Source organism: Anaerophaga thermohalophila str. Valhall, assembly GCF_000250735.1.
Classification (GTDB): Bacteria; Bacteroidota; Bacteroidia; order Bacteroidales; family Marinilabiliaceae; genus Anaerophaga; species Anaerophaga thermohalophila_A.
Genome location: NZ_AHZV01000046.1, coordinates 1 through 15,363 on the forward strand (window position 1 = coordinate 1; position 15,363 = coordinate 15,363).

General features: G+C 35.7%; 14 protein-coding genes and 1 pseudogene. 1 reads left to right on the forward strand and 14 read right to left on the reverse strand.

Annotated features, from left to right (window positions below):
• The 6 genes and pseudogenes from OQ5_RS25125 to OQ5_RS0101910 form a co-directional block, all read right to left on the reverse strand.
• Positions 1-373 (reverse strand): annotated as a pseudogene (locus OQ5_RS25125) (hypothetical protein); the annotation flags it as partial.
• A 126-nt stretch (positions 374-499) separates the two neighbouring features.
• Positions 500-1,228 carry a type 1 glutamine amidotransferase gene (locus tag OQ5_RS0101890; protein WP_016775867.1) on the reverse strand — a complete coding sequence of 243 codons (729 nt, stop codon included), beginning with the start codon at positions 1,226-1,228 and terminating at the stop codon, positions 500-502.
• A gap of 12 nt (positions 1,229-1,240) precedes the next feature.
• Entirely contained in the window at positions 1,241-2,599 is a 1,359-nt protein-coding gene (locus OQ5_RS23760; protein WP_016775868.1) for a YggS family pyridoxal phosphate-dependent enzyme, read from the reverse strand.
• A 67-nt stretch (positions 2,600-2,666) separates the two neighbouring features.
• A complete protein-coding gene (locus tag OQ5_RS0101900) occupies positions 2,667-3,098 on the reverse strand; it encodes a GNAT family N-acetyltransferase (RefSeq protein WP_218054487.1) in 432 nt (143 codons plus the stop codon).
• Positions 3,095-3,430, reverse strand: coding sequence for an antibiotic biosynthesis monooxygenase family protein (locus tag OQ5_RS0101905; protein WP_016775870.1), 336 nt, complete (start codon positions 3,428-3,430; stop codon positions 3,095-3,097). Before OQ5_RS0101905 ends, OQ5_RS0101900 begins: the two co-directional genes overlap by 4 nt.
• Before the next feature lie 8 nt (positions 3,431-3,438).
• The gene (locus OQ5_RS0101910; protein WP_016775871.1) at positions 3,439-3,885 is read right to left on the reverse strand and encodes a GNAT family N-acetyltransferase; all 447 of its coding nucleotides are present in this window, start codon (positions 3,883-3,885) and stop codon (positions 3,439-3,441) included.
• Positions 3,886-3,961: 76 nt separating this feature from the next.
• On the opposite strand from OQ5_RS0101910, the gene OQ5_RS0101915 reads away from it, so the two are divergent.
• The gene (locus OQ5_RS0101915; RefSeq protein WP_016775872.1) at positions 3,962-5,440 is read left to right on the forward strand and encodes an aminotransferase-like domain-containing protein; all 1,479 of its coding nucleotides are present in this window, start codon (positions 3,962-3,964) and stop codon (positions 5,438-5,440) included.
• A 300-nt stretch (positions 5,441-5,740) separates the two neighbouring features.
• Here the strand turns inward: OQ5_RS0101915 and OQ5_RS0101920 are convergent, their stop codons facing one another.
• The 8 genes from OQ5_RS0101920 to OQ5_RS23765 form a co-directional block, all read right to left on the reverse strand.
• A complete protein-coding gene (locus OQ5_RS0101920; protein WP_016775873.1) occupies positions 5,741-8,377 on the reverse strand; it encodes a DEAD/DEAH box helicase in 2,637 nt (878 codons plus the stop codon).
• A 3-nt stretch (positions 8,378-8,380) separates the two neighbouring features.
• The gene (locus OQ5_RS0101925; protein ID WP_016775874.1) at positions 8,381-10,027 is read right to left on the reverse strand and encodes a site-specific DNA-methyltransferase; all 1,647 of its coding nucleotides are present in this window, start codon (positions 10,025-10,027) and stop codon (positions 8,381-8,383) included.
• Positions 10,028-10,507: 480 nt separating this feature from the next.
• Positions 10,508-10,816 carry a hypothetical protein gene (locus OQ5_RS0101935; protein ID WP_016775876.1) on the reverse strand — a complete coding sequence of 103 codons (309 nt, stop codon included), beginning with the start codon at positions 10,814-10,816 and terminating at the stop codon, positions 10,508-10,510.
• On the reverse strand, positions 10,797-12,053 hold the full coding sequence (locus tag OQ5_RS0101940) for a clostripain-related cysteine peptidase (RefSeq protein WP_016775877.1): 1,257 nt from the start codon (positions 12,051-12,053) through the stop codon (positions 10,797-10,799). The genes OQ5_RS0101935 and OQ5_RS0101940 overlap by 20 nt, the downstream gene beginning before the upstream one ends.
• Positions 12,054-12,256: 203 nt before the next feature.
• Positions 12,257-12,979, reverse strand: coding sequence for a hypothetical protein (locus OQ5_RS0101945; RefSeq protein WP_016775878.1), 723 nt, complete (start codon positions 12,977-12,979; stop codon positions 12,257-12,259).
• Positions 12,976-13,554, reverse strand: coding sequence for a hypothetical protein (locus OQ5_RS0101950; protein ID WP_016775879.1), 579 nt, complete (start codon positions 13,552-13,554; stop codon positions 12,976-12,978). The genes OQ5_RS0101945 and OQ5_RS0101950 overlap by 4 nt, the downstream gene beginning before the upstream one ends.
• Positions 13,555-13,712: 158 nt before the next feature.
• Positions 13,713-14,726 carry a hypothetical protein gene (locus OQ5_RS0101955; RefSeq protein WP_016775880.1) on the reverse strand — a complete coding sequence of 338 codons (1,014 nt, stop codon included), beginning with the start codon at positions 14,724-14,726 and terminating at the stop codon, positions 13,713-13,715.
• A gap of 388 nt (positions 14,727-15,114) precedes the next feature.
• Positions 15,115-15,363 (reverse strand): hypothetical protein (locus OQ5_RS23765; RefSeq protein ID WP_218054488.1); only part of this gene is annotated, 249 nt, incomplete at its 5' end.

Genomic DNA, 15,363 nt, shown 5'->3' on the forward strand with positions numbered 1-15,363 from the left:
TTGAGTGTATGGTGTCGTAAGGGATTGCGGGCTTCAAACCTATCAAGTTAGCACACATAATTGAAGCGGGTGATGCCACTCGAAAACCTCTGAAACCCTTATGCACTATACACATTGTTGTACGCTGGCTTTGTTTTTCGTTCCAATAATAACTATCGGGATAAATTCTTTGTCCTAAAATAGCTGTGCCTACTCTTACAACAGTTGCTCCCTCTGCAATGGCTGTTTCCATGTCGCCACTCATACCCATAGATAGCTCTTTCATTTCTACATTCGGAATGTTTAAAGCTATTATTTGCTGTTGAATCTCTTTAAGCAATCGGAAACATTTCCGCACTTTTTCGGTTTTGGCACTAAACAAACCAATCGTCATTAATCCTTTTATTTTTTAAGGTTTCAAACTGTGCTATTTGTTTTACTAATTCAATAGCTGTCAGGACTTACGCCAAATTTGCTTTCTTCAAATGAAGTGTTTATTTGATGGTTGTTGTTCATTGTTTTAATTCCCTGTTTTGGTTTTGTACGCTGTTGTTAATTTGTCTAAAAAGAAAAACAGTTTTTCATTCATTTCGGTAAAATCAAAACTCCGTATTTCGTCCGGCTTTTGAACATATCTATGGGTTGTATTCTTGGTTAAAAAATCTAATTCTTCTGCAATTAGCAATTCCACTACTTCGGGTGTCAGTTCCATATGACATTGAAAGCCGTAAACAAGCTCTGAATATTTTACTATTTGTCTTGGGCAACCTATGCTTGTGGCTAATATTTTGCTAGTTGCGGTAAGTCCGGGCATATCGTTGTGCCAATGTCCTACAGACAAGATTGAGCCGAAATGATTTATTTTATCGTCTTTTAATCCGTCTGCTGTAAGTTGTATGGGGAAAACCCCAATTTCCTTTTCGGGGCTATGGTCAAATTTCGCTCCCAAGGCTTCTCCTATGAGTTGAGAACCCAAGCAAATACCGACAACTGCTTTTTTAGAATCGATTGCTTTTTTTATAAATTCAATTTCTGCTTTGGCATCAAAATAAGGGTACTCTTTTTTTGTTGTAGCCGGACTTTGCGGTCCTCCTAATACTATCAATAAGTCAATATTATCTGCTGTTTCGGGCAAGGTTTGATTTTCAAATACCTTTGAAAAGGTAATGTTATGATTTCTTTGTTCTGCCCATTGCAAATAAGCACCTGGTGCTTCAAATGTTTCGTGTTGTATAAAATGTATGTTCATTTTCTTATTTTTTTAGTTTTGTTTTTCGTTCCAATAATAACTATCCGGATAAATTCTTTGTCCGAAAATAGCCGTGCCTACTCTTACAATAGTTGCTCCCTCCTCAATGGCTGTTTCCAAATCTCCACTCATTCCCATCGACAATTCCTTCATTTTAACATTCGGAATGTTTAAAACTATTATTTGCTGTTGAATATCTTTAAGCAATCGGAAACATTTTCGCACTTTTTCGGTTTCGGCACTAAACAAACCTATCGTCATTAATCCTTTTATTTTTAGGGTATCAAATTGTGCAACCTGCTTTACTAATTCGATAGCTTTGTCAGGACTTACGCCAAATTTACTTTTTTCAAATGAAGTGTTTACTTGTATCAATACTTCAATGGTTTTGCCTTCAAACCGTAAACGTTGATGTAATTTTTCTGCCAAATCCAAACGGTCAAGCGACTGCACACAAGTAACTTCATATTTCAAAATATCCTTGATTTTATTGCTTTGTAAATGCCCGATAAAATGATTGGTATGCGGAATTTCTTTTAATGCTTCATATTTTTCTTTGAGTTCTTGTACCTTGTTTTCCGCTATCAATGTATGCCCTGCTTGTAAGGCAATTTTGATACGCTCTGCAGGTACTGTTTTGGTGGCTAACAATAATTTTACTTCATTGGGATTACGGTTTGCCTTATAACAAGCTGTTGCTATACGTTTCTGAATCTGCTGTATGTTATTACTGATTTGAATTTGCATAGTTATCTGCGTAAAAGTTTTTGTCAAATTTTTTTTTACATTTTCCCACTCTGAAAAGAGTATGGAATATCTACAAGAATTTCTAATGGTGTTGTCAATCGCCATTCTATCGGCACGTAAAACTCCCTCTAATTTTCCTCCAATACGTTCTATTGCTGCCTGCGAACGTTCGTTTCTTACGTCTGTTCTGAAGCATACTCGTAGTGCTTTCCAATCTTCAAACAGATTGGAAAGCAGTAGTAATTTAGTTTCGGTATTGATAGCGGTGCGTATTGCATTTTCACGAAGCCAGGTATGCCCTATTTCGCACACGTCTAAAACGGCATTTCTATCTAATGGGTGTCCGCTTTTCCATTCCCATTTTTCAATATTCCAATATCTTGTTGTTCCTTTTATCTGGTTGTCGTTTTTTCCAATAATAATCCAAGGAAAAACAGTTCCTGAGTTTCTGCCCTCAATGGCTTTATGCACGTACTTCGTCATTGAAGTTTCGTCTTGAGGGACATGCGTCCATTTATAAAGCAACGGATTTTCATTAGCTGCTTCAACAAGTCCTTTTATATGGCTGTGTTCCAAAGGTTTTAATAAAACGTATTTGCCCTCTAATACTGTTGTTTGTGTCATTGGTCTTTCTTTTATGATTATCAAAATGAGGCTAATCCGTTATAAAAACTTATGTGTTTTTATTTCCCTATTTCAAATCTTCTACATTATCCAGTACAAAACACTGTTCCCATTGGGTCATACCGATTTTTGGATAGTAATTCACTGCTTTTGGTGCGGACAACAAAATCAATTTCGCTTTTGGTGTATGTTTTTTGGTTATGCGGATGAGCTCCGTGCCTATTCCCATTTTCTGGTAGTTTTCATCTACGGCTAAATCTGAAAGATAGGTGCAGTAAACGAAATCCGTTAATGACCTTGATACGCCAATCAATTTTCCATTATCTCTTGCCGTTGCGATAAGGTTGGCGTGTTGCAACATTTGGGTAATTCTTTCGGGTTCGTTTACAGGTCGTCTTTCACCTAAAGTAGAATTTATCAATACCTGCGTAAATTCTTCTGCTCCGATTTTTTCTTCTATTTGATACGTTATCATTTTTGCTAATTTTTTGAATTTCAAAATATACTGTCTTTGGGTGCTTGTTCCCTTTCTGTCATTCCGTAATCTCTGATTACTGTGGCTACACGCAATCGGTAATTTTCAAATACAGAATTTCGTCCTTTTTCCTGTGCTTTCCTGTGTAATGTTACATTTCGCCATTGCTTTACACTTTCTTCATTTTCCCAAAAAGAGAGTGAAAGAATCTTGTCCGGATTAACCAAACTTTGAAAGCGTTCGATAGAAATGAAGCCCGAAATTTTACTCAATTCGGGTTTCAATTCCTGTGCTATGTCTAAATATTCATCTACTTTTCCGTTTTTCGGATATACTTCAAATATTACTGCTATCATCTGTTTCTTTATTTCCACCAATAGTAATAATTGTGATTGCCATCATACTCAAATCCGCAACGTGGATAAAGTTGATTGCCGATGTCGTTAGTTTTTTCGGTTTCAAGCATCAATCCGCAAGCATCTGTTTCATCGCACCATTGTTTGGCTCGGTCTATCAATGCTACCGAAAGCCCTTTGCCTCTGTAATCGGGATGAACGAACAAATCGCTCAACAACCATTGTTTTTGTAATTTGATGTAGTGATACAATTTGTATAATTGTGTAAATCCAACAGCTTTGTCGTCCACATAGACCATTAAAAAAATGGATTGGTCATTGTCCAATCGTTCTTTGATAAACTGTTTGCATTTTTCGTAATCGTCTGCCTGACGGTAGAAAATGCGATAAAGGTTAAACAGTTCTGCTGCTGTGTCTAAATCTTCAAGACTCGCTTTTTTAATGTTGTAATCCATAGTTTTAAATTATTTTAAATTTAGGTTGCAAATTTAGATTTTAATAGGACTATCTTTGTAGTCCAATTTAAAGATAATGAGTAGTCCAATTATTAAAAGTATTTTTGAAAGTTTACGACTTGACCGAACCAATGGCAGAGCCGTTTATTTGCAATTGGCAGATGCTATTTTATCGTTGATAAAAAACGGGTCTATTATTTCAGGGCAAAAACTACCAAGTTCGAGAGAAATAGCAATTTGGCTGGATTTGAACAGGATAACGGTCTCAAAAGCCTACGAAGAACTGCAAACGCAAGGTTGGCTTGAGAGCTCTGTAGGGCGTGGCACTTTTGTTTCTTCGCATATTCCTAAAATAGAACCGATAAAATTGCAAAAGCAACCGACTTCAAATTTCTTACAAAAAGCAGGTTTTATAATTCAATCAAAACCTTATTTAGAAAGGCGGTATTCGGCTTCTTCTGCCCAACTTCATTTAGACGATGGTTTGTCCGACCCAAAACTAACGCCTTTAAAAGAGCTGCACCGAGCGTACCGAAACCAATTGACCCGAAGCGGATTTTACAATAAGTTCGGTTTTTACGCCAATCCCGAAGGTTCTGATTCATTTAGAAAAGCGATAGCGACTTATCTAAACGAAACGAGAGGTTTAAATACGGCTTCCCAAAATATTTTCTCGGTAAGAGGCACCTTGATGGGCTTGAATTTAGTCTGCAACGCATTGATAAGTCCGGGCGATGTTGTTGTTTCGGGCGTTCCGGGTTGGAACAAAGCCGAAATGAATTTCGTTCACGCTAAAGCCAAACACATAACTATTCCTGTGGATGAAAACGGCTTGGTAGTAGATGAGTTGAAAAGGATTTGCAAAACGAAAAACGTACGAATGGTGTATGTAACCCCGCACCACCATTATCCCACAACGGTTTCATTGCGAATAGATAGAAGATTGGAATTGTTGCGACTTGCCAATGAATATGGTTTTATCATTTTTGAAGATGATTACGATTACGATTTTCATTACAAGCACCGTCCGTTATTGCCACTCGCAAGTGCTGATGAAAACGGAATGGTCATTTACTGCGGTTCGTTCAGCAAAAGTTTCTCGCCCGCTTTTCGTATGGGCTATTTGGTCGCTTCGGAAAACGTGATTGAACATCTCGCCAATGTCCGTATTTTAATCGACCGACAAGGCGACCATATTATGGATAAGGCTTTGGCGGAATTATTGGATGACGGAACGATACAACGCTACATCAGAAAAGCATTGCCTGTTTACGAAGAAAGGCGAAACCTGTTTTGTGGTTTGTTGGAAAGTGAATTAAAAAATGCCGTAAGTTTTACCGTTCCCGAAGGTGGAATGACCGTTTGGACGAAATTTGATAAATCCATCAATCTTGAAGCATTGGCAAAAAGTGCTTTGCAAAAAGGTCTGTTCATTTCCAATGGGAACTTGCACCGCTATCCAAATTATGATGTAAATGGTGTTCGCTTGGGCTTTGCTTCTTCCTCAAACGAAGCTTTGATTAAATGTGTGGACATTTTGAAAGGGTTGGTTTAGAGCGTGGGGTTTAGCTTGCGTACAACGGTTGGCGGTATGGTTAGTTGCCGATTTCGAAGCACTTTCCTATCAAGTTACAACTACTTTTGATACGAGCTGTGCCGCTCGAATACGCACTGCACCGGCAATTAACTATACCGCGTGTTAGCCGTTCGGTGTTTATTTTTCCTGTCATTTTTCTTTCAGTTTGCTACTTCGTTTCTGTCTGCCGTGCGTTAGGACAGACACACTCTTTGACAAGCTTTGGCTTTAGCGTTGGCTCGTGGGGCTTGGCAATGTGTGTGGCTGTGAAGCGTTGGCTTACATTTTACTTATCAATTCTTTTGCTTTGTCTAATGTATATGCACCTTCAATTCCTTTTTTATCAAATATCATAAAGTAGGCAAAGTCTTTACCTGCTTGTTTTTCCCATTCGTTACCAAGTCTGCATTTTGCTTCGCTATCTGAACCGTCTAAATGGTCGCCTTTGGTTTCTATTAAAATCGTCTTTCCCGATTTTGTCTGCATAATAAAGTCAGGGTAGTGGTTGGCTTTAAATCCGTTGATGTAAAATCCTTTTCCACGTTCTAAGTTTCTATGCCAAAATGCAACATTTGAGGAAGTTCCGATTTCCATTGCAACTCGTTCTTCAAATCCGTTCATTGAGCCTTCTCTTTCGTAAAGTGAATTACCAATGGATGAGCCTGTATTTCCTGGCACAATTTCGTTGCCTAATTTCCAATTTGCTTTGGTGTTTATTTTTTTGGATTTCAATAAGTCCATAAAACGACCTTCTGCGTACGAATCAGCCAATTGACGAATTTTACCTTTTATTTTATCCGTATAACTCCACTTTCTTACCAAAATATCTCGAAGTTGTTCGGTATTCATACTTTTCAAAATACGTCCAATGTAAACCTTGATTTCTTGGTCGGGAATTGGGTACATATTTCCAATAATCTGCATCATTTGATGTGTGATGTCAGTTATTTGATTGTCTTTAGGTTTGGCTAAAATGTATTCTGCAATTGGGTCTTTTACCATACTGTCTTCAATCTTGGTAAAAGAAGGTCGGTACTCGTTCTTTTTAGATTCTTCTAAGTCAATTTTGTACAAGTCAGATGATATTTGGTCAAAGTCTATTTTGATGTCTTCGTCTGAAAGTTTAAAATCTTTGAGCAAGGATTCACGATTTAGCAATTCTTCTTCTGTGCCGAAAATGTCGCTTGCTGTTACTTTGATAAAGAACTGCGGAAACTCAATTTTATCAATGAAATCCTTGTTGGATTCTTTGACCTTATACCGTTTTACTTTTGTACCCATCTCTTGAAATATATTATCGTCAACAGGTTGTTTTTCCTGTTCTTTTATTTGCTCTTCCAATTGTCGGTTTTGCTCTTCCGCAATAGTTTCAATTTCTGTAATTACCGAAGTTGTTTCAGTTTCTTCTTCGTCTGCATTTGGGTCAAACGTTACTCTGTTTTTGTCAATTGTTTCTTCTTGTTCTTCGGCTTGTTGCTCTGGGAAAAGGAATGATTCAACTGGGTCAGTTGTAACCGTTTTCTTTTCTTCTTCGGTCATTTTATCGACTTTGCGATAATCTTTTTCGCTAAAACCTGATTCTTGCAATCCTTTTACAATGCTCTGCAAAGTCTCGTTGAACTTGGCGGATGCAGTAAGTACATAAGAAAGATTTAATTGAAATGATTTGTGTCTTTGTACATAAGGCTGACGTAAAACACGACCCAAAATTTGCTCCACATCTACCGAACTTGATTTGTCAGCTAATGAAGCTAAAATATAAGCAAATGGACAATCCCAGCCTTCTTTTAATGCATTAATAGTAATAATGTAACGAACCTCACATTCCTTGCTCATCAAGTCAATGCCTTTCAACTCGTCAATGTTTGCCGTTTTGATTTTGATATGACTTTCAGGAATACCTAGTCCTAATAATTGTACTTTCAATTTCTCAAAAGTAGTGTTGTCATCATTGGTTTTTGGTTGTGCTTGAAACAATACAATCGGGCGAATGTACTTACCGCCTTCGTCTTCTTGCTTTTTAGCAAGGTTTTCCAATTTGCGTTGCAAATGTAAAGCGTTGTTTATTACTTCCGTTTTGTCGTGATTGTTGTACACTATTACTGGAAGCTTTACCATATGTTCCTTTTTCAATTCAATGGCAGGAACAAGACTTACAATATTGCTATTGTCCTTAGGTGTTGCTGTTAAATCAAGAATGAATGAAGGATTTAAGTTTTTGAGCATATCCACACTCAAATCACTTTCTGCATTGTGGCTTTCATCTACTACCAATACAGGGTTTAAATAGCGTAAAACATTAATTAAAGCTGTATCGTCAACACCACTTAAAATATGCTCACTGTCTTTGTATTGTGAAACAAAAGCTTCTAACTGCCCATTTTCTTGAAATACTTTTCTGTCTTCTTTGTTGTTAGCTCGTAAACTGGAAAAACTCATTACAAAAATGCTCAACTGGTCTTTTACCACTGTTGGGTTGAAGTTCGAACCTTGCAACAAATCTGCCTTTTGATAAATCTGTACTCGGTTATTAAAAAGTGAATTGAGTTTTTGACGATATGGATGTTCTGGATTTGAAAGGGTATTCACCGTTTGTTGCAACAAATTACTCCAAGGAACTAACCAAATAACAGCTTTAGGTTTTGCGAAATCGTAAGCTGAAAAAATGGTATGTAAAGCATTAACAGCAATAAAGGTTTTGCCGCCTGCGGTTGGTACTTTTACGCATACGTGAGCAGCATTTGGGATATTGTTTTTATAACCTTCCATTCCTGTGCCGTCTAATGGATTGTAAGGACCAATTTTATCTTCCCAATATTGGTTAAATGCTTTTGCCAAACTTTTATGCTCTTGAACATAACCCAAGTATTCTTCAAGATTCTCAATTACTTTTCGCTGATAACTTTTTAATTCCATATCTTAAAATCTTGTGATGTCTCTTGGTATTTTTTTGAAAATGATGTTCTTCTTTGCCATAAATTCTTTTGGCAACAAACAATTGTCGGCATAGATTACATATTGCTCGCCTTTGGTTTTTATGAGTTCCAAAGCATCATAATCTAAAGTGGTTAAGCGGTCTTTTTCGTAAATGAAGTAGTAAGCCGATTCGTCTTTTTTGCCTAAAAAATAAGGTTCTTTGTTTGGCTCAATAAAAGAAGTGCGTGTTTCCGAAAACCAAATGTATTCTCTGATTTTTGCCAAGCCAACTTGCTCGTTTAGGTTTTGGTTTTTGTCAAAGAGTGGTAAGCCTAGTTCGTAATAATCGAATGCTCCGCCTGTTCCTGCTACTGCTTTTGCACCTGTGCCATATCCTTTGGTTACACGCTTTACTCTTTCAGCTGTAATATCATTGGCGTAATCTTCCATTTCAACCAAAATGAACTTTCTATTGCCACCGTCTTGTTTGTTTAGGTTTAAAACTGCGTGGGCGGTGGTGCCTGAACCGGCGAAGGAGTCTAAAACAATTGAATCTTTATCTGTTGTTTGCTGGATGATGTAAAATACAAAGTCGCTCGATTTTGGGGTGTCAAATACTTTTTTGTTGAAAATCTTCTTGATTTCTAATGTTCCTGCTTCTGCTGAAAATTCAGAACCGTGCCAAAATGATTTGGGTTTTACCCTTTTTTCAATTCCCTCTTTATTTAGATAATCTTTTTGAAAAACATCATATTCGTTTCTTGTTTTTACAATCTTAACTTCTAATTCATCTAATCTTTTTTTTAGCGTTTCTTTTCCCCATCTCCAAGTACCATTATCGCCATTGGAAAGTTTTGGAAGAATTTCAATTTTACCTTCATCAATTTCAAGGCTTATTGTGTTTTCCTTTTTACAATAATAAATTGGATAAAATAAGTTGGGCCTGTCTATTTCTCTAGCATTACTTCCCCGTTTCCTCAATCCTAAATGTCTATACTTCCCTTTTTCATCTTCAAGTTTATAGTCTTTGGCATATTCTTCTGGTAAAGAAACCCCTTTTGTTTCAAACTTTCCTTTTTGAAATATCATTAAGCTTTCGTGAGCTGTAGCAATATATTTATCATCACTTCTTCCTTTAAAATTATTAACGACCGCAACATTTGCAATAAAATTCCTCACCCCAAAAATCTCGTCACAAATCAATTTCAAATTGGCTTGTTCATTGTCATCAATCGAAATAAAAATTGCTCCATCATCTGCCAAAAGTTTATGAAGTAATTTTAATCGTGGGTACATCATACACAACCATTTGTCGTGACGGGTCAGGTCTTCGCCATCTTTACCTACCACTTCGCCCAACCATTTTTTTATTTTGGGGTGATTTACATTGTCGTTATATACCCAACTTTCGTTACCTGTGTTGTATGGTGGGTCTATGTAGATGCACTTTATTTTTCCTTCGTATTCGGGCAATAAACTTTTTAAGGCTTCAAGGTTGTCTCCGTGTATGATTTTGTTCCCGCTATTGGTCGGTTCGGATTGTTCGCCTTTATCGGCTGTAAATCCATATTTGTGTTCCAAAACTCTATATGGCACATCTTGGTGGTGGCTCACCACTTTCTCTTTTCCTATCCAGTTTAATGTTGGCATCTATCTTAATTTCTATTCCTTTAATTTAAAAAACCAAAGATACAATTATCCTTGGGTGCGTCGGCAAGAAAACTGCTCTTTTGCAAGCTGAAGCATCGGCTTGTGAGTCGGGGCTTGTAAATGTGCAGTTTTGTGCGTGGGCTGTTCATTATTTCGTTTTCTTTTTCTGTCTTTAAGTAGCAAATTGTCCGCTGTGTCGTTGTCTTTTTACACTGACGGCTAACGTTGACCTGTATGCGGTCGGCCGGGGCTATCAAACCCGCTACGATTGTTTCAGGCCGTGAGCGGGTAACAAGGAAAAACGAAGCTTTCAATATGCTGTGGAGCCCCGGCTGGCGTATACAGATTGTTGTGTTTTAGTGCTTTATTCTCCGCAGTCTGTCCGTGTGTTGGGGCAGCCATACTCTTTGACAAGTTTAGGTTTGTGTGCTGGCTTTTTTGAGCGACTTGGCAATGTGTATGGTTGCGAAGGGTTGAACATTATTCTATTGTTATTTCTCCATTTTCGTTTACTATAATTTGTAGATTTTCTCTCAAACCTTTTATAGCTACAGTAGATTCAAAGCCCAAACCCGAAGCTGAAATAAAGGTAAATGGATAATTTCCTTTATTTAAATTTATTTCGATGCTACTTTTACTTATCTCAATAGATTTTAGTACATAAGTTGAAAGATTCACAGAATCAATTCTTTCAAAATAACTATTGGTTACAATCACTGAATACTCCTTAGGTTCTACCTCCGTTTTCTCACAAGAAATAAAAGCCAGATTAATCACTATTAATTGCATTACACAAACCACTTTCTTTATACCATTTATATTTTTTATAATATTCATTTATATCCTTTCTTGATTCATATTGTTGTGGTAAATACATTGATAGGCCATTACAGTTTTCTAAACTTAATGTACCAAACATATAAGGTGTATGTGCAGACATAACTACTGATTTTTGCCAAATTGTATTAAACTCTCGCTTTAAATCCGCCAAATCATTATTATCACAGACTCGCATAGTAAAGTCATACATATCAAACAAAAACTCAGCATAAAGCCTGTCAAATTGCTGCAAACTGTCAACGTTAAATTTTACATCTTTCTCAGATATATCAATAGAGCCAATTGAAGCAAGAAGTATATCCTTAAAAGAAGAAGCTAATAGGGATAAATTCTCTGTATCAACAACAGAAATAGCTGATGACCTTAATATCCCTTTCTGCTCGGAATAAAATTCATGTTTCTTTTCTGCGACAGATGATGCATTAAAATTTCTTGATAACAAATCAGGAATAATATCTTCGTATGGAAAACCAGCTGATAGGATTTCCGTGGGGGAAGAAATAATATAATCACAAACATATTTGAGTTCATATATTACTTCTATAGCCCCCATAAAGCAAGCGTCAAACAAGATAAAATCAAATTTGTATGGAGTTAAAACATTTGCCATCTCAATAACATCCATTTCTTCGTAGTAATCTGAATTACTTATGTTATCATCCAATCCAAATGATTTAAGTCTATTATTAACTGATGTCGTATCGAGTATTTTATCCCTATCAGAATATAATGATACCTCAGGAGGCAACCACGAATTACCGTGAGACCACATTATCAGCCCCTTTGATTCAAAAGGAACATCAGTAATATTGTCTACATCTATAATTACTTTTGAAAAAACTGCTGGGTCTGCAGAATTTTGTTCGGGATAAACTTTTATTATTTCTGATACTACTTGTTGAGAAGAATCAGGTATAATGCGCATCAAATAAGGATGTGCTGGACTTCCATTGTTCCCTCTGTCAATATATACGAGTAACTCACCTGTAATCCCACCAAGATTTAACATGCCATGTTCCATTTCATTAATATCGCTTACAGCAAAATAATCAAGGTTATTATCGGCAATCATATATACTAAGACTTGCCTTCCTGTTTGCATTGGAGGTGGATAATCCTGCTTCGTACAACCCAAAAGCAAAACAGCAATAAACAAGTAGTTTGAATTTAAGAATTTTAATAACATTACTTAGTTATGCTTAGTTTTGAATATTTAATTTCAACACCGAATAGGAATGATACCACTTACCGATAAAAAACGCTACCACCCAAATTATCTTTTTTTTCATTTTTTGGCAATCTCCCTCCCAGTGTTAACAGGGTGTTGCCAAAAAATGAAAATTATTGCCAATACATAAAAGCGGTATCATTATTAACCGTTAGGTGGTATCATTCTCCATCGGTATTAAAATATTTAAGAAAATCAAACTCCATATTCACTTTTAAGAACAAACCGTTTAGGTTATCTTTTGGCAAATTTGTATTACCTAAACGGTCAAAGTTATTATGCATATATTGCCAACTTTCTTTATTAAAGTTCCATAAGTATCCAAGCTGTCCAGAAATGGATAATAAACTATTTTCAAGAAAGTTATAAGATATAGCTAAATGCAGACCATCAGTCCATTGCTCAAATTGTGCAACAGTATAACTGGAGTTATCATTTAAATATTCATTTAGTGTGCCATCATTTACAATGGGACTTGCAACTTTGTCTCTAACATAAAGATTTGCGATAGTTTCAGAAAAACCTATTTGGATAAAAAGTGGATTATTCTTTAATACTTTGTATTGATACCAAAACCCTGTTGAATAATAATCTGCTTTTATTAAGGATTCATGTTTAGCATTAATACTAGAATTATAAGATAAAGCCAATTTATGCCTTTCTCCTATAAATATACCTGCATTAATACCCATTCGTAAAGAGGCGTCTAATGACTTTTTTGTACCAGTATAGTTCTCGACTTCTGATGTTATGTTACTCATCGAGTTACCAATTACGCCAGTCTCAAAGGTAAGTAAAGGACGAATTAATGGAACTTTAGTTTCCTGCGCCTGAACACACAAGGATACGAAAAGTGAGCTTATTAAAAAGTATATTGTTTTCATTGATTTGTAGAATTTATCAAAACATATTGTGTAGTATCTGAAAATAAAGTGCCATCTGACAACTCTAATTGGACTGCAAATTTTCCAGAATACTTAATACTTGAATTTGAGTTTAATTTTAAATAAGGGTTTACATTATTTTCATATTGAAGTTTAACAGATTCATTAATGCCTTCTACCATTGATTGTTCATTTATCCAATTTGAATTATCAATACATAATTCAAATTGATTACTTATATCTGTGTTTTTTCCGTGATTATTGAATTCCTCTGTATTTACAATGGTGCATTTTGATACTTTGTTCTGTAAATAAACAATTGGTTCATATGCTGCATAAGCAACGCCAACGTTTGTAGAAAAAAATGCAGACTGGGCAATTGGGGAACTCCCAAAATCCAAGTGTATTTTAAACACATCATTACAGATAATCGTGTCGTTTAGATTATTTTCGATATTAGAGCAAGATGCCTGAATATTAAAGCTATTTAAGTTTATGTATATATCTTCTTCCTTTGATGGACAGGCTACCAAAAGAAAAGTTAAGGATATAAATAATATTAATTTTAATTTCATATCAGTAATATTTTAAAGGAAGGATGCAAAAAAACATCCTTCCCTCATTAAAAAATCAATCGTAAACTTTTAAGAACAACATGAACCAACTTGCTTTCATATAAGTGTTGCTGCTGCTAATATTTAAATAACCATTATCTTGACAAGCAAAATAATAATTATGCCAAAACCAATTTCCAGAACGATAAGTACCATAGCCAACTTTCCAATGAGAACCGCCACTGGTTAGTATTACAATTGGATTTTTTTTGTTGCTTTATGTAATCAAAAGCATTATATCTACCAGAGGAATACCATGGATTGACCCAAATATCATATTTAGTAGCTATACCCATAGATACATTCATTTCTTTTGGGAACATTGGCTTTTGTCCAAAGACTCGACATGTCAAACCTACAAGCCCCATTGTACTAGCCCATGACTTAAAGTGTGAATATTTATTACCGCCTTTTTTTGTATTGTATATCCAGTTCATAGCCCAAGGACCACACCATCCCCCTCTATTATAGTTAAGATTACTTGCATATTCTGGTATGGTATATTTACCATTAGAGTTTTTACCAGTAATTCTTCTCCATAAACGACCTAAAAATTTAGAAGATTTTTCAACGATTTCTTCGTCCGATATTAACATTAAGGAATCGGCATATTCATCTATCGCTTCCCAATAAGCATCCCTTTGTAAATGCTCAAATTCCATTTCCATTTCTAAGGAATCTTTTTGAGCTTCAATATCTACCTTTATTTCGTTCTCTAAATCTATCCTTACACTATCATTAGAAATAGAATCTAAGGCAAAATTGTTTTCTAAGGCTTGAGTAGTAAATAAATCGCAAACTTCATCTAAGATTTCTTCATCCGTTAACTCTCTCATTCCTTCAACTTGTTCTCCGGTTTCAGTATTAACGACTGTAGAAGGCTCCTCTCCAGATTTCCCAACAATACCCATGTAGATATTTCCGCTCCAATCAGCCATTAACTGCATTCCATCTCCTGATTTTGAAAATAAAGAATTGTAATCTCTAACATCCTTACTCAATTCATTTACTATTGCGCCAGACTTACGGCGAGCCTCAATATTAACAGTTCCAACCTCATAACCTTCCGCATCTTTAACAATGAATTCGTAATATTTAGGTTTTGAATCAAAACCGTAAATTGATACAGGCATTTTTGACAAAGTATATCCTTCCCACTCAAGCTCTTGTCTGAAACCAGATGCATCAAGTTCTAATAAAGCTATTTTTCTTGCTAAATTGTAATTAACAATCTCAGCATCAGCATTGAATTTGGAAAGAGTAATACTGTCAGAGTATGGAATATTAAGAAAACTATTATTGCTTTGTTTCGCAATAGTTTGATTTGTAACTTCTGCTTCATCAAAGACTTCCTTTTGGCAGCTTGTAATAAATACACCTACAAGAAAAGCAGATATTAATATGAATTTAATTTTTTGCTATTTTTGTAAATTATTTGGGAGCTGCAACTCCCGATTAATAAATATTTCTTTGTGCAACCCTCGTATGGTTTTCTTGATGGGAACTTAATATGGGGGTTGTCTATTCTGAGATATCGTTTCTCCCAAAAATGTTCCCGAAATTCAATTCTATTATGTTTTCATTCTGATATAGTTTTAAGGTTCTACAATATTTGGTTACTACCCAGCGTTGGCAAAAATTTGGCTCTTTTGCAAGCTGAAGAATCGGCTTGTGTGTTGGAGCTTGCAAATGTGCCAAATGTGCGTTGGCAATATCCTTTTCTATGTTATTTAATAGTTTCACTGTCTCTCTTAGCATTAAACACAACGG

Coding starts and splice junctions, on each gene's coding strand:
- OQ5_RS0101890 (WP_016775867.1), bottom strand. CDS start 1,228: ATGAACATACATTTTATACAACACGAAACATTTGAAGCACCAGGTGCT.
- OQ5_RS23760 (WP_016775868.1), bottom strand. CDS start 2,599: ATGACACAAACAACAGTATTAGAGGGCAAATACGTTTTATTAAAACCT.
- OQ5_RS0101905 (WP_016775870.1), bottom strand. CDS start 3,430: ATGATAGCAGTAATATTTGAAGTATATCCGAAAAACGGAAAAGTAGAT.
- OQ5_RS0101910 (WP_016775871.1), bottom strand. CDS start 3,885: ATGGATTACAACATTAAAAAAGCGAGTCTTGAAGATTTAGACACAGCA.
- OQ5_RS0101915 (WP_016775872.1), top strand. CDS start 3,962: ATGAGTAGTCCAATTATTAAAAGTATTTTTGAAAGTTTACGACTTGAC.
- OQ5_RS0101920 (WP_016775873.1), bottom strand. CDS start 8,377: ATGGAATTAAAAAGTTATCAGCGAAAAGTAATTGAGAATCTTGAAGAA.
- OQ5_RS0101925 (WP_016775874.1), bottom strand. CDS start 10,027: ATGCCAACATTAAACTGGATAGGAAAAGAGAAAGTGGTGAGCCACCAC.
- OQ5_RS0101935 (WP_016775876.1), bottom strand. CDS start 10,816: ATGCAATTAATAGTGATTAATCTGGCTTTTATTTCTTGTGAGAAAACG.
- OQ5_RS0101940 (WP_016775877.1), bottom strand. CDS start 12,053: ATGTTATTAAAATTCTTAAATTCAAACTACTTGTTTATTGCTGTTTTG.
- OQ5_RS0101945 (WP_016775878.1), bottom strand. CDS start 12,979: ATGAAAACAATATACTTTTTAATAAGCTCACTTTTCGTATCCTTGTGT.
- OQ5_RS0101950 (WP_016775879.1), bottom strand. CDS start 13,554: ATGAAATTAAAATTAATATTATTTATATCCTTAACTTTTCTTTTGGTA.
- OQ5_RS0101955 (WP_016775880.1), bottom strand. CDS start 14,726: ATGCCTGTATCAATTTACGGTTTTGATTCAAAACCTAAATATTACGAA.